Genomic DNA, 19,607 nt, shown 5'->3' with positions numbered 1-19,607 from the left:
TATCGAAGCGTCCCGACCAGGTCCTTGGACCCTAGAACCGTTGCAGGTCGGTCAGTTGCGTAGGGCACTGCGCGAGGCGGCGGTATCCCACGCTGTGTTGGGCGGTACGGGTTCTCGCATGAAGTCTGGAAAGGACGATCGCAATGAATACGAACGCGCCAACCGACGTGTCGCTTGACACGGCGCCTCCTGACCTTGTTGGCGAAGCGTCGAAACGTCATTGCGGGGTGGGTTCAGCACTTCGTGACAGACTTCTGGCGCAAAGCATCCCGGAGTCAGTGGATGGCAAGCGAGTTCCGCACGCCGTGCTCGTGAACCGTGTCCGATGGGTTCTCTGTCGGTATGGCGAGGACAGGTCATGACGGCCGCGCCGGTCGGCCCGGGTGAGTTGTTGCCGGAGTCGTCGTTGTTGTGGGCGTTGCGCAAGGTCGAGCGTGGCGAGATCGGCGCTCGTGGCGCGGCTGCCGCGTTGGAGTCGCGTGTCGGTGAGTTGGGTGTGCGGTTGTCCTCGGCGTTGTTCGTGTTGCATCGGGACGGCTATGTCGTGCTTGGCTCGCCAGAGCAGGACGGTGGGTGGCGTCCGGCTCGTCTGACCAGGCGGGGTGAGCTGCTGTTGCGGACGTGGACCACGGGCGGCGACGAATCCCTGTATCCCTCTCGGGAAGTGACCTGGCTTCTGGTCCTGCGCCACGTCAGTAACGGTGGCGTGATTCGCCATACCGAGTCGCTGTTCGCCGACCGAGGTCGGCCGCTTACCGGGTATCTGGGGCAGGCACTGAACGAGCTGCTCGCCGCCAATCTCGTAGTCCTGCTGGACGGGGACCGGGTCGGGTTGACCGACGACGGCGGGCACCTATTGGGATTTCTTGAGCAGCGGCGGCGACCCGATCATGCTACTTGACCCGGGCAACGTCCCTTTCCACAGCGCCAGCAGACTGGGTGCGCGTTGGGGGATCAGTCCGTATTACCGGGGGCGGGCTCATCTGCTGGGTCCGTTTCCTTCGCGACGGGGGTTTTGCCGGATGCCCGTAGATGAGGTTTTGGATCGGCGGCCGGGTGGGTTGTTGTTGTGTCCGGAGTGCGCGCTGGGCTTCATCGACGCGTTGTTCCCTATGGTCGGGTCGTTTTCCGCGGTTTTTCCTGTCTCGGTGTTTCCGACCGAGGTGTTTCCCGCTGTTGAGGAGCATGAGTGATCGATTTTGATGACGCGAGGGTGTTGCGGGTGCTTGGTGAGGAGATCCGCGCCGCGCGTAAGCGGAGGCGGTTGTCGATTCCTCGGGCGGCTCGGGAGTTTCCGCATCTGGGTGGGGCGGGTGCGTTGGGGACCTATGAGATGGGCACTCGACGGATGGATGTGGTGAAGCTGTTCCGGTTGTGCCAGGCCTATGAGGCGTCGGTGGTCAGGGTGGTGGAGAACGTCGCCGCCCGCGCTGGACTGTGGGAGGGGTTGCCCGCGGTCGAGGTGGATCTGCGTGAACTCGCCACCCGCGATGGGGGTTTGGAGCCGTTGGGGCGGTGGGCGCGGCGGCGTCTGGAGCGTTTCCCGTCCAGCGACGGGGTCCTCGCGGTCACCCTCGACCTGGTCGACGAGCTCGCGTGTCTGTGTGGTGTGAGCACCGAGGATCTGCTCGCCCGCCTCCCCCACCCCGACAAGCACGCCGGCCGCCCGGCCGACACGGCCGCTTCACGACCACCCACCGACCCGGCGCTCGTTGATGCGCAGCCACCCAGTGAGGGAGAACCGGATGACCCAGATGACGAACACGCGGATACCCCAGACCCCCTGCCGGGGCCGGGGGTGTCGCCGGACCTGCCCGATCCAGCCGCCGAACCAGAAAGGGGCAAGGCGATGACGAGGGCACCGGGGTTGCACGCCCGTGTCCTGGGGCGGGTTCTGCGGGAGTTGCGGCAGCGGGCCGGGATGAGCCAGGAACAAGCGGGGGACAAACTCCGCTTCGGGAACCGGAAAGTCAGCCGCCTGGAGACCTTCCAGGTGCCCGACTTCCACGAACTCCAGGCGATGCTCGACCTCTACGGCATCCCGGTCGGCGACTGGGGCCAGTACGAGGCGTTGTGGGAGCGGGCACGGGAGAAGGGGTGGTGGCGCGAGCATGGTTTGCACGACACGAGCCTGGTGGCGCTGGAAGCCCAAGCCCACGCGGTGCGGTCGTTCCACCTCGGGCTGATCCACCCCCTGCTGCGAACCGACCAGTACGCCGCCGCGGTCGCCGAGGAAACCGGCGCGCTGCGGCCCACCCACGACGACGACCCCCTGGTTCGGCAGCGGCGCGTGCGCCGGTTGAGCGAGGACCCACCACTGCGCCTGCACGTGATCGTCGACCACCATGCCCTGCGGCCCGGGGCCCCGCACATGGCCGAACAGATGGCTCACCTCGCGACCATGGCCACCCAGGACCACATCACCGTCCAGATCCTGCCCGCGACCCGGACACCGCACATCGGACTGGTCGGCTCGTTCACCCTGCTCGACTTCGACAGCCCGCACCACACCACCGTCGCGTTCGGCGACCGTCTCACCGGGCCGTTCCCGATCGACGACCAAACCGACGTGCTCGCCCACATCCGCGCGTTCGACACCCTCGCCACAGCGGCCCTCGACCCGCACCAGTCCATCAAGCTCCTCACCCGAAAACACGCCACACGGGCCCAGCCCACACCCCAGCCCCAAGGGTGAACCACCGGTGGGGCGGGCCACCCGGCGGGACATGATCAAGGAAGGTCCTGTCCTGTCGTCGACCGACGCGACGCCGAACCCTGAGCACCACCGCGGACCCGCCGCAGCGCCCCGGCCCGCGTGACGTCCGGAGGTCCCAGCCGCGCGGCATATGGGAGTCCGGTGATTCCTCGCTGAAAAGTTGCCTAGCGGGCCGGAACCCGAGCACAGGAGCGTCTGAACATGACCACTACCACCCAGACCACTCGCCACCCAGTTCCTGGGGCGGCCATGGCCCCGCCGGAGTCCTCACGCGAACGGAGCGCCGCCGGGTTGGTGGTGGATCGGGAGGTCTATGTCCGCCGCTTCGGGTGGCCGGTGGCCCTCGACCCGGCCATGAACCGACTGGTGGCGCCGGTCGGGGTCGTGTTCGACGCGCTTCTCATGCCCGCGGACCTGGGCAGGCTCGTGCGCGCTCAGTTGGGCCCGATGATGATCACCGCACCCGTCCTGCACCACCCCAGCGGCTGGGACCTGTTCCTCGCCGCCCCAGCGGACCCAGCCAGGGATCTGCCCGAGGAACTCCGCCACGCCCACGTCCACTGGCTGACCGCCGGGGCCTTGGTGGTGCTGCCAAGACCGCGCCCCCACGCCCATTCCCAGCGGTGGCAGTGGATCACCCCACCGGAACCCGGCCACGACCTCCCCGCGCGAGCGACCGTGGTCGGCGCGACCAGCCGCGCGCACTACCGCCGCCAACGGTGACGCGGCGACCAGCACACCACCAAGTCCCACACCCTCCACTGGAAAGCGACCATCCCCATGCCATCCGCGAACCCGAATAGCGGACCAAACCGAACGCCGCTGGCCCATCCCGGAGATCCCGCCCCCGCCGCCCGAATCCGGACCGGGTTCAACTGCCCCAGCGCGGGTGGGCACGAGTTCGCGGTCACGTTCGCGGCGACGGCCACCCCACCGGCCGTGTGGACCTGTCCCCGGCATGGAACACCGGGCCACCGCCACACCGACCACCCCGCCCCGGCCGCCGTGGTCGACCGGCGAGGGGCGTGGAGGCCACCCAGAGAACCGCTGATCATGCTGCTGGAACGCCGCACCCCCACCGAGCTCACCGCGCTGGTCGAGCAAGCCCTCATCGCTGTTCACCACAGCCGCCACAACAGGCTGGGGCCGGTCACCATCGGCGACCGCACCTACGCCTACGCCCTCAACCCCCAAAACCCGGGCCACCCGTCCACATGAACCTGACGAGGACACCGCGGAGGACTCGATCGAACGCGCCGCCCCGGGTTTCACCGTGATGGCCCTGCCCGACAGCCGCGCGACACCATCCCGTCGCGCGAACAACCTTGCCCACAACCAGGGAATCATTCATGCGGTCTCAAACAGTCACGATCAACGTCGACCTCCTCGCCGGGCCCATTGAGTACCGGGTCCACGAGGAACTCCTCGAACTCACCATCGGCGCCTCCGGATCAGGCCAGATCACCACCATGAACCTGACCGAGCCCTGCGTCAGGACACTCACCGCGATTTTTCAACTCCTGATACCCACCCTGCGGACCAACACCACACTGATCGACACCGGGCGCCACCAGGAAGCGACATCCACCCCAGAACGCGTCGTGCACATCGGACAGCTTCCGGACACACCCACCTGACACCGGGTGTCGAGACCACCGCCCCCACCACCTCTCGCCGCACTGGGACCTGGTGTCAGTGCGAGTTCTCCGGATCAGGCGAGAGGCCGCGCGATCGGCGCGGAACCGCCGCACCTCGTCCCGCGGTGAAGCCGTATTCCCGGATCACCCACTCGCCACCAACCACCTGACCGACCCGACCGACCTACTTGACTGACGTTGACTTGCCGACAGGAACTCCATTGAGCACCCATCCCAGCCTCCGCGTCCGCACCCTGGCCCACACCCTGCGCGACCTACGTCAGAAAGCCGGACTCACCCAAGAGGAAGTCGCCGACCGACTCAGCTTCAACGACCGCAAGATCAGCAGGCTGGAGACCTTCCAGATCCCCAGCCACCACGAACTGCTCGCCATGCTCGACCTCTACGGCATCCCCGTCAACGAATGGGACCCCTACGTCACCCTGCGCGAAGAAGCCAAAACCCCCGGCTGGTGGCGCGAATACGGCCTCGACAACCGCGGCTACATCCCCCTCGAAGCACAAGCCACCCGAGTCCGCTCCTACCAACTCGGCGCCCTCCACGGACTCCTCCACACCCCAGACCACACCCGCGCCCAAGGCCACAGCACCGTCACCGTCCTGATCAACCAACGCCGCCAACAACGCCTCACCGAAGACCCGCCGCTACACCTTCACCTGATCACCGACCACAACACCCTCACCCGGCCACAACCCCACATGGCCGCCCAACTACGGCACATCACCACGCTCGCCGACCTCGACAACATCACCATCCAAGTCATCCCCCCAGGACCCCAACCCCCCATCGCCCTCATCGGCTCCTTCACCATCCTCGACCTCCCCCTCCCCCACGAACCCGAAATCGCCTGCGTCGAACACATCGCGGGCGCCACCCGCCTGCACCGCACCACCGAAATCGCCGCCTGCACCGCCGCCTTCCACACCCTCACCGAAACCGCCCTCCCCCACGACGACTCCATCACCCTCATCCACGACCTCGCGGCCCGACTGTGAACACCCGTGGATCGAGCGCCCAAGTGCGATGGGCGGCGACTGTTCCCGGTACCAGCCCGATCGGCGGACCAGACCGGTACCAGGAACATCACCCCGGGCGGCGCCACGGCGCCGTGGGCGCGGTGCTCGACCGGCCCCGGCCCGCGACACCGCCGCGCCTTACGGCCACCGGGCCGTCGACCGAATACCTGCCCATCCTCGGACACCTGCCCCACCACGAGGCAGAACCCGACCACCCACCGGACCCGGCAACGGAGAAAGCCGCCGCCTTGCGAGTGGCCCTACTGGAAGAACACACCGACGACGAGCACACCGACATACTCGAACGCGTGCTGGTCGGCTTACGCAGGCTGCAATGACCCACACCACAGACCGAGGTGGTCAGGCCCGCGCTCTCGCCGAGACTCGATCCTCACCGCTCCCAAATGGATCAGGCGAGTTCGACCAGCACCTGGGCGCGATGGCCGGACTCCCCGACACCACGAGACGACCAACCGACCTGCCGTCTCACCATCCGACCAGACCGCGGCATCCCACGCAGCGCCGCCAGCCAGTCGGATGATGATCTTCGACGCATCGGCGCGTACCCGCGGGCCCCGAACCAACGACTGGAAGAGTGACCGAGTGAACACCGCAGAAGACAACGACACCAACCGGCAGAACGCCACCGCGCTGCGTGTGGCGATGGTCGAGCAGCTGCGCGCTCAGGGAGAGTTGCGTACTGATGCCGTGATCCGGGCCTTCGCCACCGTGCCGCGCGAGGCGTTCGCGCCCGAGGCCCCGCTGGAGAAGGTCTACGACCGCGACGACGTCGTGGTCACCAAGCGGGACGAGAACGGGCTCGCGCTCAGCTCGGTGTCGGCGCCACGTATCCAGGCGATGATGCTGGAACAGGCCGACATCCGGCCGGGGATGCGGGTGTTGGAGATCGGCTCCGGCGGCTACAACGCCGCGCTCGTCGCCGAGCTGGTCGGCGCGGGCGGCGAGGTCACCACCGTCGACATCGACCCGTTCGTGGTCGGCCGCGCGCAGCGCTACCTCGCCGACGCCGGGTACCCGAAGGTCCGGGTGTTGCTGGTCGACGCCGAGGGCGGCGTTCCCGAGCACGCCCCGTTCGACCGGATCATCGTCACCGCCGGGGCCGCGGACATCCCACCCGCCTGGACCGAGCAACTCACCGAGGACGGCGTGCTCGTTGTTCCACTGCGGATGCGCGGGCTGACCCGGTCCGTGGCGCTGGTCCGCGAACAGGGACACCTGATCAGCCGGGGCTACCAGCTGTGCGGGTTCGTCCCGATCCAGGGCTCCGGAGCCAACGCCGAACGCCTGGTCCCGCTGCGCGGCGAGGACATCGCGCTGCGACTGGACGACGAGCAGGCCGTGGACGCCGAGGCACTGAGCGCGGCGTTGACCGCGCCTCGCGTCGTGCGTGCTTCCGGCGTGGAGGTGGGTGGGTTCGAGCCGTTCGATGAGCTGGACCTGTTCCTGGCCACGGCGCTGGACGAGTTCGGGCTGCTGGTGGCCACGCCTGCCGGGATCGAGTCCGGGTTGGTGGAACGTTCCGCCCGCATGGGCGCCAAGACCGCCCTGGCCGGTGGCAGCTTCGCCTACCGGGCCTCGCGGGCGACCTCGGAGGAACGCACGTCGTTCGAGTTCATCGTCTACGGCCACGGTCCCGACGCCGACGCGGTGGCCGACCGGTATGTCGCGCTGATCCGCGAGTGGGACCGCGCGCACCGGGGCGGTCCCGGTGCGCGGATCGAGGTCTTTGCGGCGGGCACTCCGGACGCAGAGATCGGCGAGGGCCGCCTGATCGACAAGAAGCACACACGCGTCCTGATCTCCTGGCCGGTCTCGTCCTGACGTTCGCGGCCAGGTAGTCCCATCCGCACGATTCACCAATCCTGCAGAGGAGATTCGTCCATGACCTTGCAGCACACGCAGGCGCCCGCGGCAGCGGACGCCGAGTTCGATCTCGACGTGTCGATCGTCGCCTCCGGGCCGGTGCTGGCCGACCTGATGCGCAACACCGACGACAACTGCGGCCAGACCTGCCAGAGCGCCTGCTCCAATAGCACCTGCTGAACGCGCAACGGCGAGTTGACCCGATGACGGCCTGGCGGGCGTCTCGCCCGCCAGGCCGTCGTTCACGTGAAAGGGGGTTGTCGCGGGTGTTCACCGTCGTGGACGCGGCCGTGCTCCGACTGGCGAGCCGACCGTCCGATGTGGACGAACTGGTGTGGCCGGATCTGACCGGCGATCACGTGCCGGGGTGGTGCGACTGGCTGGTGCGGACGTGGGCGGACGAGGTGTTCGCCCGCGCGGTGCGGGCGGCGAGCCCTGACCTGGCGCGCCGTGTGGTCGCGGTGTGCGCCGGGGGCGAGCGACGGCCTCGGCGGGTGCGCGGCGCGGTGGTGTCACTGTTGCGCTATCGGCTGCGGGCATCGAGCCGGGCCACCCCGTTCGGTTTGTTCGCGGGCGTCGCGCCCGCCCGGTTCGGACCAGCCACGATGGTCCGGGTCGGCGATGACCACCGCGTCACCAACCGGATCGACCCTGTGTGGCTGTCCGGGTTGGTGGGCGAGCTGGAACGCTGCCCAGGTCTGGCCGAGCGGTTGCCGGTCGTGGTGAACAACACCGCGACGGTCCGCGACGGGCGGCTGGTCATCGACCTGCGCCAGCATCCCACTCCGGCCGCTGCCCGCACCGATCCGGCCGAGGTGTCCGTCCGCCGCACCCGGTCGGTGGAGCTGGTCGTGCACGCGGCGCGGACCCCGATCCGCTTGGGCGATCTTGCTGACCGGCTCGCCGCCGAGTTCCCGGACACACCGGCTTCGGTGATCACGGCGATGCTGATGCAGCTGGTCGAGCAGCGTGTTCTGCTCACCGCCCTGCGCCCGCCGATGACGGTCACCGACCCCCTCGAATACGTCCTGGGCGTGCTGGCCGACGTCCGCGCCGAGCACGTTCCGGCCGCGGCCAGGCTGCTCGCCCGTCTGCGTGACCACCATGGCACCGGCGGGGTTGATCTGCGTGCGGACGCCCATGTCGTGCTGCCCCACTGTGTGGCCGCCGAGATCACGCGGGCGGCGGGCGTGCTGGCGCGGTTGACGCCGCATCCGTTCGGCACACCGACATGGCGGGACTACCACGGCCGGTTCCTGGAGCGCTACGGCGTCGGCGCGGCCGTGCCGCTGCTGGAGCTGGTCAACCCCGACATCGGCCTGGGATATCCCGCGGGCTACCGGGATTCCCTGTTGGAACGCCCCCATGCACGGGCGAGTGAACGGGACACCGCCCTGTTGCGGCTGGCCCAGACCGCGGCGATGAACCGGCAGGTCGAGGTCGTGCTCGACGACGCGGCGATCACCGGGCTGGAGGCGGACAACCTCGGGCAGGCGCGATGGCCCGCGCACACCGAGCTTGCGGTGCGGGTGCACGCGCCCAGCCGGGCCGCGCTCGACCGGGGCGAGTTCCAGGTGGTCGTGGCAGGCGCGTTCCGTGCGGCCGGGACCACCGCGGGCCGTTTCCTCGACCTGTTCGACGACGCCGACCGCGACCGGATGACCCGCGCGTACGTCGGGCTGCCGACCGTCGACGACGGCGCGCTGCGGGTGCAGGTGTCCTGCCCGCCGCTCTACACCGAGACCGAGAACCTCGCCCGCCACCCGCAGGTCCTGCCCGGCCTGCTGTCGATCGGCGAGCACCGCCCCCTCTCCGAGACGGTGGTGACGCCGGAGGACCTGGTGGTCGTCGGCGACGCGCACCGGTTCACCATGTGGTCCCGCTCGACGGCGCGCCCGGTGGAGCCGGAGGTGTTCAGCGCGGTGGAGTTCACCAACTTCTCGCACCCGCTGCTGCGGCTGGCCTGCGAGCTGACCACGGCCCGAACCGCCACCTGGGGGCCGTTCACGTGGGGCATCGCCTCACGGCTGCCGTTCCTGCCCCGACTGACCTACCGCCGCACCGTCCTCTCGCCCGCCCGATGGACGCTGACGGCGGCCGACCTGCCCGGCAAGCACGTCCCCTGGCCAGAATGGACAGCCGCAGTAGTCGGCTGGCGAGGCTCGGCGATGGCGCCCGCCGCGGTCTACCTCGGCGGCAACGACCAGCGCCTCCGGCTGGACCTGGATCAGCCCGCGCACCTGCACCTGCTGCGCGCCCAACTCGACCGGGACGGGCACGCCACCCTGCACGAAGCCCCCGACGCCGAGGCGTTCGGCTGGATCGACAACCACGCCCACGAGATCGTCGTCCCGCTGGCGTCCACCCAGGCCCGCACCCGGGCGCCGCTGCCCGCCCGCACCGCACCGATCACCGCCACCACCGCGGACGACGGACACCTGCCCGGCGCGGGGAAGTGGCTGTTCTGCAAGCTGTACGGCCACCCCGACCGGCACACCGCCCTGCTCACCACCCACCTGCCCGAGCTTCTGTCCACACTGGACGATCCGGTGCGGTGGTGGTTCCTGCCCTACCGCGATCCCGACAACCACCTGCGGCTGCGCATCCAGCTCACCACCCCCGACCGCTTCGGCGCGGTCGCCGCCGCCCTCGGCGCGTGGGTCGCGCGGCTGCGCCAAATCGGACTGATCGCGAGGATGCGGCTGGACACCTACCTCCCGGAAACCGGCCGCTTCGGGCACGGCCCCGCGATGGCCGCCGCCGAGGAGGTGTTCGCCGCCGACTCCGCCGCCGCACTCGCCCAACGCGCGCACCTGGCCGCCGGCCCCGCCGCCGACGTGCGGGCGCTGACCGCCGCGAGCCTTCTCGACCTCGCCGCCGCGTTCACCGGCGACCACACCACCGGCAACGCCTGGCTGATCGAACACATCGCCACCGACCCGGTTCCCGCGCCCGACCGCGCGATCCACGACCAAGCGCTGCACCTGGCCGACCAGCGCGACGATCTCGCCGCGGTACGCGGCCTGGCCAGTGGCGAGCAGATCGCCGCCGCGTGGGCGGCGCGACGCACGGCGCTGGCCGTCTATCGCAACGCCCTCGCCGACCGCGCGGCGCCCGCGTCGGACTCGGTGCTGGCCTCGCTGCTGCACCTGCACAGCGTCCGCGCCTGCGGCATCGCCCCGGAGACCGAGCGGATCGCCCACCGGCTGGCCCGCGCCGCCGCCCTGAGCCAGACCACCCACCCGAGGGGCCGTCGATGAGCCGCCACCAGCCCCGGCTCGCGGATGTGGCCGAGGACATCGCCGCAGGTCTGGCCGACCCCGACACCGCGGCCGCCACGCACGTCGGCGTCCACACGCCACGACCGCAATCGCTCGCGGGCGGCAGCGCCGGAATCGCCCTGCTGCACATCGAACGCGCCCTCACCCAGCTCGACAGTTGGACCACCGCGAACACCTGGCTGACCGCCGCCACCCGCGGCGACATCAACGGCGGACCCGGCGCGTGCCTGTTCTTCGGCGTGCCCGCCCTGGCGTTCCTCACCCACGCCGCGGCCGAGGCCACCGGCGGCTACCAGCGCGCCCTGACCCGGCTCGACTCCGCGACCCAGCAGGTGACCCGGGCCCGGCTCGCGGCCGCCCACGCCCGCATCGACCGCGGCGAGCACCCAATGCTGGCCGAGTTCGACCTGATCCGCGGCCTGACCGGGCTGGGCGCCTACCACCTGCTGCACGCGCCCGAGCACCCGGTGACCGCCGAGGTGCTGTCCTACCTCGTCCGGCTCACCGAACCCCTACCCGGCCACGACGAGTTGCCGGGGTGGTGGACCACGCACGGTCCGACCGGCCAACCACCGGCCGACTACCCCGGCGGGCACGGCAACTTCGGCATGGCGCACGGCATCACCGGCCCGCTCGCCCTGCTCGCGCACGCCCTGCGCGCAGGCATCGACGTCGACGGACACACCGACGCGATCACCCGAATCCTGGCCTGGCTCGACGCCTGGCAACAGCCACACCCCCGCGGTCCGTGGTGGCCGCGCACGATCACCGTGTCCGAAGCGCGCTCCGGCCGGTGCGAGCAGCCAGGCCCCGCTCAGCCGTCATGGTGCTACGGCACGCCCGGCATCGCCCGCGCCCAGCAACTCGCCGCACTGGCCACCGGCGACACCGCCCGCCGCCACACCGCCGAGACCGCGCTACTGGGCTGCCTGACCGACCCCGCCCAACTCGCCCGGATCACCGACCCGAGCCTGTGCCACGGCGCCGCCGGACTCCTGCACACCACCTGGCGCACCGCACGCGACGCCACCACCGGCGATCTCGCCGACCACCTCCCCACACTGGCCACCCTGCTGCACGACCAACTGGCGAGGTCCCCGCGCAACGCCCAACTGCTCGAAGGCAGCACCGGAGCCGCCCTCGCCCTGCACACCGCCGCCACCGACACGCCCCCGCGATCACACTGGGACTCCTGCCTGCTGCTCTCCTGACCCCCACACCCGGAGAACCCACATGAACACCGCCCCCACCACCCAACCCACACCGGCCTGGCAGCAGGTCACCGTCGAGTTCACCGACTACACCCACGCCGAACAGATCACCGCCGACCACCTGCGACCGATCATGAACACCATCGCCGAATCATGGTGGTTCATCCGCAAAGCACCCCGCTGGCGAATGCGCTACCTACCCACACCAACAAGCGACAAGGACCAAACCCGCGACACCCTGACCCAAGCACTGAAAGACCTACAAAACGACGGCCGCATCACCAACTGGGCCGACACGATCTACGAACCCGAAGTCCACGCCTTCGGCGGCACCGACGGCATGACCACCGCCCACCAACTCTTCCACCACGACAGCCAACACATCCTCGCCCACCCACCCACACCCGGCCACCACCGACACGAGCACACAATCCTGCTCTGCACCGCCCTGCTCCGCGCGGCAGACCAAGACTGGTACGAACAAGGCGACGTCTGGGCACGCATCGCCAAGAACCGACCACTACCACCGCAAACACCAAGCAACCGACCGCAAACCCTCATCACGGCACTCCGCCGACTGATGACCGTCGACGCAGGCCCGCACAGCCCACTGACCGCACCGGACGGCCAACTCGCCGACATCACCACATGGATAACCGCATTCCACACCGCGGGCAAAGCGCTCAACCACTATGCCAGCCGCGGCACACTCACCCGAGGCCTACGCGCAATCCTCACCCACCACGTAATCTTCCACTGGAACCGACTCGGCCTGCCATACGAAACCCAGAGCGTTTTCGCCACCGCAGCCCGCGAAGTCATCTTCGGCGACTGACACCGAAAACTTGACCAGCCCAAACCCGACCTTGCCGTCGACCGATGACCGCGACGACAGCTCAGAAACCTCGTCCCAGCAGCAACAACGTGGCCCCCACCAGACCAAACTCACTCACATATCAGTACGAAGAGCCCGGATACGGTGCCGACGTTGGGCCCGCCCGGCCGGCCGGGCGTCCGGCCAAGGATTACGGCCCCGGCGAGGAAACGGCACGGCCACAGGGAAACCTGGCGGTGGCCAGTACAACGGAGCCACCACTCTGATTGCCTGTCCTTGAACCCGGGCCGTCACGTATCGCACGAGGTGTGAGTCGTCGCTCCGGGTGGATCGCAGGCGTCTGGTCGGATCGGCTCGGCGGATGTGTGCGCGGTACCTGGTCGGGTCGGTCGCACCACTGGGGGGCGCGCCGCGGGGTACCCGGTTGAGGCAGGGGTGGCATGCCACTTGATCGTGTTGCGGGACAGGGGACGGAGTGGTGACACTGAAGCGCTTGACTGCGTACAGTTGCGACTCGATCACTCGTCGTGATCGAGTCGGGCTATGCTTTTCGGTCGTAGGCCCGTCGTCCCCACCGGTGACCTGTCGACACGGAAACACGGAACGAGGAAGCATGCGATCACCATTATCAGCACGATCACGATCACGGTTGGGGCGGGCGTCGGTGTTGGGCGTGGCGTTGTTGGGCGCCGTGGTCCCCGTAGCCCATGCCGATGTCTCGGCCCGGAATCTGGCCGGGTCGGGCAGCGGGGAGGTGATCGCGTGGGGGTCCAACACCAACCGGCAGGTGGGTGACTGGAATTCCGCCGCGGTCGCGTCGACCGGTCATGTGCCCACGTTCGTGTGCGAGGAGGGGGTGTGTGTGAACAACGCCCTGAGCGGCATGACCGCCGTGGAAGCCGGCGAGCAGCACAGCCTGGCTCTGGGCAGCGACGGCAGGGTGTGGTCCTGGGGCAGCAACACCGGCACGTTTGGGCAATTGGGCACCGGCACCCTCGATGACGGGCCACAGCGACCGAGGCCGGTGTGCGATGTGGATCAGCCCCAGTCCTGGTGTGATCCGCTGGACAGGATCAAGGCCATCTCGACCTACGGCTCTCACAGCCTGGCGTTGGCCGACGACGGCTCGGTGCTGGCCTGGGGCCGCAACACCTTCGGGCAGTTGGGCGACAACTCCACCACGAACGCACCGGCGCCGGTGTACGCCTGCAAGAAGGGCGAGCGCGGCCCGTGTGAGAAGGGCGCCAAGGCCATCGGCACCGGCTACTACCACAGTGTGGCGTTGCTGGACGACGACCGCGGTTCGGTGCTGGCCTGGGGCTACAACCACTACGGGCAGTTGGGCAACAACACCACCGACGACAGCGGCAAGCCGATGTACGTGCTCAAGGACGCCGGCACCAGGCTCGACGGTGTCGTGTCCGTCGCCGCGGGCTTCTACCACAACGCGGCCGTGCTGGCCAACGGCGAGGTCCTCACCTGGGGCTGGAACCATTACGGTCAGCTCGGTGACGGCACCACCACCGACCGGCCGACCGCGGTGACGGTGTCCGGCCTGCCCGGCAAGGCGGTCGCGGTCGCGGCAGGCGGCAGCTCCACCATGGCGCTGCTGCAGGACGGCTCGGTCTACGCCTGGGGCTACAACGGCAACGGACGACTCGGCGACGGCACCACCACCATCACCGGGAGCAGGCCGCGGAAGGTGTGCGCGCCCGGTGAGTCCGCGCCGTGCGCCAACGGCCTGGAAAACGTCGTCGCGATCGACGCGGGCCCCGGCCACCTCATCGCCCGCCTCGAGGACGGCACGGTCGCCACCTGGGGCTACAACGCCAACGGGGAGATCGGTGACGGCACCACGACCGACCGGACCACACCGTGGGTGGTCACCGTGCCCGGCGGCACACCCCTGACCGGCATCACCGCCATGAGCGCGGGCGGCTCGCACACGATGGTCGTGCGCGGTGCGGCCGCGAACTACTGATCCAGCCCGCGAGCGGCGACACCCTGGCCCTGGTGGCCACCACCGCCGGAGCAGCCTCAAGCCGCGCACCGGCCAATCCGCCCCGCTGCTCTTCCCGGCCCGATCCGCCGGGTCGGGAGGAGGCGGTCCGAGCACCACGCCCCGGTAGGACACGGTGTGGTGCTCGACCTCTCGTCCGGTGAAGTGTTAGTTCAGAGAAGCTGGCAGATCCTCGCCTACGCCTGGCTGGACACCCTGGACCGCACCACATCCGGTCGGTGGGCCGGTACCTGGCCCGCCACGGCGTTCACTCTGACGGCATGTGCGAATCCCCCGGCCGATGAGGGGCTGATGCTGTCCGTGTGAGGTGTACGGGCGGCGTCAGCCCCGCAGCGTGGCGTACCCGCCAGCGGTGGAGCGTGCTGTACACGCCGTAGTTAAAGCAGACCGCCGACAAGGGGCAGCCCGCCGAGCAGACCGCGAGCAGCGGGCAGCCCAGCGGACACGTCGCTCCTGTACTCGGCGGTTGATCGCATCGGGGCCAATGCACATGTCTTACGAGAGAGCATGCAGCCGAAGCGGTCGCCATCGGCAGGCGCGTTGTCACCGAATTACTTCGTCGAATCGTGCGTGCGATCGATCTGCCCCACGTTTGTAAGGTCACGAGAAACGGAGGACTTCTCCGGCACCGACCGCCCTCCTCCCTGGGAGGCCAGACGCGCTGGCTTACTGTCTCCAGGTGACAGCCGCCCGGTGTGCACTAGGTGCACGGCTCAGGTTGGGGCAGCCCCGCGCGCGTTGCCAGGCCGGAGTTTTGACGTGCTGCGATCTCGGCCGGTGAACGACGACGGCGCGGTGGTCGCCTTGGCCGTCGGAGAGCAGGGTGACGACCTTGTTCTCGTGTCCGCCCGGCCAGATCATTCCGCCTGCGGCTGTCCATTGGGTCTGGCCCTGCACGCCCCAGCCCTGCAGGCCGAGTCCGACCGGTTGGGAGGAAGTGTCGAAGGGGCAACGTGGAGGGTGAAGGCGGTGCGGATGTCTTTGTTGGCGTTGACGAGGTGCCAGTCTTCGTCGCCGTAGGTGTTCTTGACCTCGTTGAAGAACCAGACGTCGCCCCTGTCGCCGTTGGGTTCGCGGACGACGAGGACTTGGTCGTTGGTGTGGCTGTAGGGGATGTAGCCTGCCTCGCCGGTCCAGCGGTCGTAGGCCTGCTGGGCGCCGTAGGTGGTGCCCCCGTGTGCGGCGGCCAGGCACAGCCCGGCGTCCTGGTTGACGATGCGGAAGAATTTCGCGGTGGGAAACCCGTGACCCATGTGGCTCCTCGAACATGATTTGCTGAGCGCGTGGACGCTTGGTGCCGGGTGCCCTGGGTACGTGCCCCGGGCCGAACCGGATCGCCGACGGCGCTGCTCTCGGCCGATGTCCCGCATTGGCGGCGCGGCTCGGAACCGCCGGCGGTGTCGGGGTGATTCAGACGCTCGTCGTGGCCGGGGTGGTGGTGCGAGCGTTGGCGTCGATCGTGTCGATGATCTGTGGCCAGAGGGGTTGGGGCAGGTCGTGGCCCATGTCGGATAGTTCGAGGTAGGTGGAGCCGGCAATGGCGTGGTGGGTGGCCCTGCCGCCGCTGATGTTGATCAGGCTGTCCTCGGCGACGTGGATGACCGCGGTGGGCATGGTCAGCTCGCGCAGTTTCGGGGTGCGGTTGACCGCGTTGGCGATCGCGGCGAACTGCCGCTTGGCGCCGTCGGGGTGATAGCTGCGGTCGTAGGCGGCCTGGGCCAGCCGCAGGCGGCGGGGCTGCTCGGTGTCGGCGTGGGTCTTGGAGCCGATGACCCCGTAGACGTTCGCGATGTGCTCAATGGCCTGGTCGCGTTCGGGTGGTGTGGGTGCGAGCAGGGTGTGGACTGCTTCGAAGGTGGGGTTGCCGATGGCGCACATGATCGAGCAAAGGCTGGCGACGCGGTCGGTGTGGTGGACGGCGACCAGTTGGGCGATCATGCCGCCCATGGAGGCGCCCACGACGTGCGCCTTGTCGATGCCGAGGTGGTCGAGCAGACCGACGGCGTCGGCGGCCATGTCGAGCAGGTGGTAGGCCGGGCCGGGGTCGGTGGTGGCGGTGATCTTGTCGGACGGGCCGCTGTCGCGGTTGTCGAAGCGGATCACCCGGTAGCCGCGGTCGCCGAGTCCCGTGCCGATGTCGTCGGTCCAGTGGATCAGCTGGGAGTTCAGACCCATGATCAGCAAGCGGCTCGCCGGAGGGGGTTACCCTCGTCGCGGCACCACAGCCGGATCCCGTTGGCGGGCGCGTAAAACACCTGGTTCGTCGGGCACGATAGCGCGTTCCTCTCGGTGGTCGATAAGAGCCAGGTCGGCAGGCGCGTCCGGCGGACTCGTTGCCGGGCGCGGGCGATGGAGCCGGGTCCGAGGGGACGGATCGGTCCGACCACCTGTACAGCTCGGCTTCGAGCCTGGTCGGTGCCTGCGGTTTCGGCCATTCCCTGGACGGGTGAGCACGCAGCGACGGCAGCGTTCTCCCGACGCCGCGGCGATGTCCCGATGGGTCGATGGACCTCGCGCGTTCGTTTCGTGACGGCCCGGACGTCGAAGCGGCGGAGTGCCCTCGCTGCCGTTGTGGTCCGCGGGCAGCCGTTGGCAGGAACGTTCCTCTCCGCGGTCTCGGCCGTCGGACGTCACTCGGGGCACGGTGACCTCTGTGCTGTGACCTTCGCCATCCGTACCGACCCGGCGTGGCCGGCACAGGACCAGGGTGTCGAGGCGCGGGTAGCAGTCCGATATTCGGACGAGTGCTGTGTGTCCTCCGACTTTGTGCCTCGGCGTCGAGTGCGGCCGTCGTGCCGACGAGGTCGGTCTGCGCTTGCTCGGCGGCGTGGACCGAGTTGCGCAGGGTCTCGTGATTCACGCCCAGCTCGCGGGCGACCTGCCGCAACGGCCGATCCGACGAGCGGGTCGGCTCGGACGCGCGTCCCTGCGGAACTGCTCGGGGTACTTCGACTTGCCTGACACGGGGACATCTTCCCCGGACCGCTGTCTGGGATCAGGGCGTCCGGTTCAAGGGGACAACCTCAGAGAGGGTGATCACTCGCCCGGCGTCGAGGCGGGTGCGGTTATGTGGTGGTTGGTCTCGTGTTCCAAGGGCGGGAAACACCCTGTACGGCACAGAATCCATCGAGTACATCGTCTTGCGCCGCAGGGGGTGGGACGGCGACACTGGGCCGCGTGACCACAGTGAGTATCGACCGATACACGGACTGTGGTTGGCTGAGGTTTCGTTTCTGGTCGTAGGCCCCGTTGCCCCACCGGCGACCTGTCGACACGGAAATGAGGAAGCATGAGATCACGATCACTTGGGGTGTCGGTACTGGCCACGGCGTCCCTGCTGGTGTTGCTGACGACCGCCACTCCCGCCCACGCCGATGTCTCGTCGCGGGATTTGACCCAGTCCGGTGTGGGGGAGGTGATCGCGTGGGGTGCCAACGGTTCCCGGCAGGTGGGTGACTGGCAGTCCCACGCCGTGGCGTCGAGCGGCTACGTGCCCACGTTCGTGTGCGGGCAGGGGGCGTGCGTGAACAACGCCCAGTTGACCGGGATCACCGCCGTGGAAGGCGGCAACCTGCACAGCCTGGCACTGGGGGCCGATGGCCAGGTGTGGTCCTGGGGCTCCAACACCTCCGGTGTGGGGCAGTTGGGCATTGGCGATCCCAGCGACGGTCCGCGTCCACCGCGGCTGGTGTGCGACGTGGAACAGACCATGGCCGGATGCGATCCGCTGACCGGGATCAAAGCCATCTCGACCATGCACCACCACAGTATGGCGTTGACCGATGACGGGTCCGTACTGGCCTGGGGCTCCAACGCGTACGGGCAGTTGGGCGACAACACGACCACCAACGCCTCGGCGCCGGTGTACGCCTGCAAGAAGGGGGACCGAGGCCCATGTCAGAAAGGCGTCAAGGCCATCTCCGCAGGCTACTACCACAGCCTGGCACTGGTGGACGACGCCCGCGGTTCGGTCCTTGCCTGGGGCTACAACGCCCACGGGGAGTTGGGCAACAACAACACCGGCACCGACAGCCGCAAGCCGGTGTACGTGCTCAGGGACGCCGCCACCAGGCTCGACGGTGCCGTGTCCGTGGCTGCCGGCGGCTACCACAGCGCGGCCTTGCTGGCCGACGGCACCATCGTCACCTGGGGCCACAATCGCTTTGGCGAGCTCGGGGACGGCTCCACCAGCCGCAGGGCGGTAGCAGTGCAGGTGGCCGGACTGCCAAGCAAGGCGATCGCGGTAGCGACCGGCGCCCACCACACCGCGGCGCTGCTGGAGGACGGCTCGGTCTACACCTGGGGCTACAACGTCAACGGTCAACTCGGTGACGGCACCACCTCTGAGGCAGCACAGACCCGGCCGCGGAAGGTGTGCGCGCCGGGCGAGTCCGCCCCGTGCGCCAACGGCCTGACAAACGTGGTCGCCATCGACGCCAACGAATACCAGAACATCGCCCGCCTCTCCAATGGCACCGTCGTCACCTGGGGACTCAACGACCAGGGGCAGCTCGGCGACGGCTCCACCACCAACCGGAACACCCCGTGGGTGGTCACCGTGCCCGGTGGCACGCCACTGACCAACATCACCGCCATCAGCTCGGGCATGCGCCACATGCTGGTCACACGTGGCGCACCCCAGATCGACCAACCGAACTGACCCCCCGACCTTGCGAGTGCGCGCAGCTACCTCGCCGACACCACCTCGGACGCTGCTGGACAGTCGTTGCAGCACATACCGTCTGTCCAAGATGGACTGTCAATCCTGAGAAGTGCCAGGAGGACAAGAGTCACGGGTCCAGATCCTGTCGTCCCGACAGCCAAGGCATATTCGCAGGCCAGACGCTGCCAAGTCTTCTTGTTATGATCTTGGCTTGTTCTTCGACTTCGAGCACGTCGCCCAGTGACACCTTGACTCGTCGTTTCGTGTCACCTCGGGTCGGTAGGCAGGTCTGCTTACCTGGCCGAACGCGGCGTCGTTCGGCG

General features: G+C 68.9%; 16 protein-coding genes. 14 read left to right on the top strand and 2 right to left on the bottom strand.

Annotation, left to right across the window (positions count from 1 at the left end):
- The first annotated feature begins 358 nt into the window (after positions 1–358).
- The 13 genes from ACZ6SD_RS15015 (at position 359) to ACZ6SD_RS14955 (ending at position 14,582) form a co-directional block, all read left to right on the top strand.
- On the top strand, positions 359–901 hold the full coding sequence (locus ACZ6SD_RS15015; RefSeq protein ID WP_465317516.1) for a hypothetical protein: 543 nt from the start codon (positions 359–361) through the stop codon (positions 899–901).
- 432 nt (positions 902–1,333) lie between these two features.
- Positions 1,334–2,695 carry a helix-turn-helix domain-containing protein gene (locus ACZ6SD_RS15010; protein ID WP_465317515.1) on the top strand — a complete coding sequence of 454 codons (1,362 nt, stop codon included), beginning with the start codon at positions 1,334–1,336 and terminating at the stop codon, positions 2,693–2,695.
- A 222-nt stretch (positions 2,696–2,917) separates the two neighbouring features.
- Positions 2,918–3,439: a hypothetical protein gene (locus ACZ6SD_RS15005; protein WP_465317514.1), complete on the top strand. Its 522-nt coding sequence runs from the start codon at positions 2,918–2,920 to the stop codon at positions 3,437–3,439.
- A 57-nt stretch (positions 3,440–3,496) separates the two neighbouring features.
- Positions 3,497–3,934, top strand: coding sequence for an RNA polymerase-binding protein RbpA (locus ACZ6SD_RS15000; RefSeq protein WP_465317513.1), 438 nt, complete (start codon positions 3,497–3,499; stop codon positions 3,932–3,934).
- 131 nt (positions 3,935–4,065) lie between these two features.
- Positions 4,066–4,353, top strand: coding sequence for a hypothetical protein (locus ACZ6SD_RS14995; RefSeq protein WP_465317512.1), 288 nt, complete (start codon positions 4,066–4,068; stop codon positions 4,351–4,353).
- Positions 4,354–4,574: 221 nt separating this feature from the next.
- Positions 4,575–5,369, top strand: a complete 795-nt coding sequence (locus ACZ6SD_RS14990) for a helix-turn-helix domain-containing protein (RefSeq protein WP_465317511.1) — start codon at positions 4,575–4,577, stop codon at positions 5,367–5,369.
- Between the two features lie 122 nt (positions 5,370–5,491).
- Positions 5,492–5,728, top strand: coding sequence for a hypothetical protein (locus tag ACZ6SD_RS14985; RefSeq protein WP_465317510.1), 237 nt, complete (start codon positions 5,492–5,494; stop codon positions 5,726–5,728).
- A gap of 265 nt (positions 5,729–5,993) precedes the next feature.
- Positions 5,994–7,232, top strand: coding sequence for a methyltransferase, FxLD system (fxlM, locus tag ACZ6SD_RS14980; RefSeq protein ID WP_465317509.1), 1,239 nt, complete (start codon positions 5,994–5,996; stop codon positions 7,230–7,232).
- Positions 7,233–7,292: 60 nt separating this feature from the next.
- Positions 7,293–7,454, top strand: coding sequence for an FxLD family lanthipeptide (locus ACZ6SD_RS14975; protein ID WP_465317508.1), 162 nt, complete (start codon positions 7,293–7,295; stop codon positions 7,452–7,454).
- A gap of 86 nt (positions 7,455–7,540) precedes the next feature.
- The gene (locus ACZ6SD_RS14970; protein WP_465317507.1) at positions 7,541–10,534 is read left to right on the top strand and encodes a lantibiotic dehydratase; all 2,994 of its coding nucleotides are present in this window, start codon (positions 7,541–7,543) and stop codon (positions 10,532–10,534) included.
- Positions 10,531–11,766, top strand: coding sequence for a lanthionine synthetase C family protein (locus ACZ6SD_RS14965; RefSeq protein WP_465317506.1), 1,236 nt, complete (start codon positions 10,531–10,533; stop codon positions 11,764–11,766). The genes ACZ6SD_RS14970 and ACZ6SD_RS14965 overlap by 4 nt, the downstream gene beginning before the upstream one ends.
- Positions 11,767–11,788: 22 nt before the next feature.
- A complete protein-coding gene (locus ACZ6SD_RS14960) occupies positions 11,789–12,601 on the top strand; it encodes a thiopeptide-type bacteriocin biosynthesis protein (RefSeq protein WP_465317505.1) in 813 nt (270 codons plus the stop codon).
- A gap of 613 nt (positions 12,602–13,214) precedes the next feature.
- Positions 13,215–14,582, top strand: coding sequence for an RCC1 domain-containing protein (locus tag ACZ6SD_RS14955; RefSeq protein WP_465317504.1), 1,368 nt, complete (start codon positions 13,215–13,217; stop codon positions 14,580–14,582).
- Positions 14,583–15,478: 896 nt separating this feature from the next.
- On the opposite strand, the gene ACZ6SD_RS14950 is transcribed toward ACZ6SD_RS14955, so the two are convergent.
- Both ACZ6SD_RS14950 and ACZ6SD_RS14945 read right to left on the bottom strand, forming a co-directional pair.
- Positions 15,479–15,874 carry a hypothetical protein gene (locus ACZ6SD_RS14950; protein ID WP_465317503.1) on the bottom strand — a complete coding sequence of 132 codons (396 nt, stop codon included), beginning with the start codon at positions 15,872–15,874 and terminating at the stop codon, positions 15,479–15,481.
- Between the two features lie 157 nt (positions 15,875–16,031).
- On the bottom strand, positions 16,032–16,796 hold the full coding sequence (locus tag ACZ6SD_RS14945) for an alpha/beta fold hydrolase (RefSeq protein WP_465317502.1): 765 nt from the start codon (positions 16,794–16,796) through the stop codon (positions 16,032–16,034).
- Positions 16,797–17,931: 1,135 nt separating this feature from the next.
- On the opposite strand from ACZ6SD_RS14945, the gene ACZ6SD_RS14940 reads away from it, so the two are divergent.
- Positions 17,932–19,281 (top strand): RCC1 domain-containing protein, encoded by a 1,350-nt coding sequence (locus tag ACZ6SD_RS14940; protein WP_465317501.1) that lies wholly within the window; start codon positions 17,932–17,934, stop codon positions 19,279–19,281.
- The last annotated feature ends 326 nt before the right edge of the window (positions 19,282–19,607 follow it).

The sequence above is a fragment of the Actinokineospora sp. NPDC051303 genome (assembly GCF_055586285.1).
This window is presented reverse-complemented; position numbering and strand designations above follow the sequence as displayed.

What these genes read in the sequence shown, in the direction of transcription:
- ACZ6SD_RS15005 (WP_465317514.1), top strand. Translation starts at nt 2,918, where the DNA reads ATGACCACTACCACCCAGACCACTCGCCACCCAGTTCCTGGGGCGGCC.
- ACZ6SD_RS14950 (WP_465317503.1), bottom strand. Translation starts at nt 15,874, where the DNA reads ATGGGTCACGGGTTTCCCACCGCGAAATTCTTCCGCATCGTCAACCAG.
- ACZ6SD_RS14975 (WP_465317508.1), top strand. Translation starts at nt 7,293, where the DNA reads ATGACCTTGCAGCACACGCAGGCGCCCGCGGCAGCGGACGCCGAGTTC.
- ACZ6SD_RS14945 (WP_465317502.1), bottom strand. Translation starts at nt 16,796, where the DNA reads ATGGGTCTGAACTCCCAGCTGATCCACTGGACCGACGACATCGGCACG.
- ACZ6SD_RS14995 (WP_465317512.1), top strand. Translation starts at nt 4,066, where the DNA reads ATGCGGTCTCAAACAGTCACGATCAACGTCGACCTCCTCGCCGGGCCC.
- ACZ6SD_RS15015 (WP_465317516.1), top strand. Translation starts at nt 359, where the DNA reads ATGACGGCCGCGCCGGTCGGCCCGGGTGAGTTGTTGCCGGAGTCGTCG.
- ACZ6SD_RS14955 (WP_465317504.1), top strand. Translation starts at nt 13,215, where the DNA reads ATGCGATCACCATTATCAGCACGATCACGATCACGGTTGGGGCGGGCG.
- ACZ6SD_RS15010 (WP_465317515.1), top strand. Translation starts at nt 1,334, where the DNA reads ATGGGCACTCGACGGATGGATGTGGTGAAGCTGTTCCGGTTGTGCCAG.
- ACZ6SD_RS14960 (WP_465317505.1), top strand. Translation starts at nt 11,789, where the DNA reads ATGAACACCGCCCCCACCACCCAACCCACACCGGCCTGGCAGCAGGTC.
- ACZ6SD_RS15000 (WP_465317513.1), top strand. Translation starts at nt 3,497, where the DNA reads ATGCCATCCGCGAACCCGAATAGCGGACCAAACCGAACGCCGCTGGCC.
- ACZ6SD_RS14965 (WP_465317506.1), top strand. Translation starts at nt 10,531, where the DNA reads ATGAGCCGCCACCAGCCCCGGCTCGCGGATGTGGCCGAGGACATCGCC.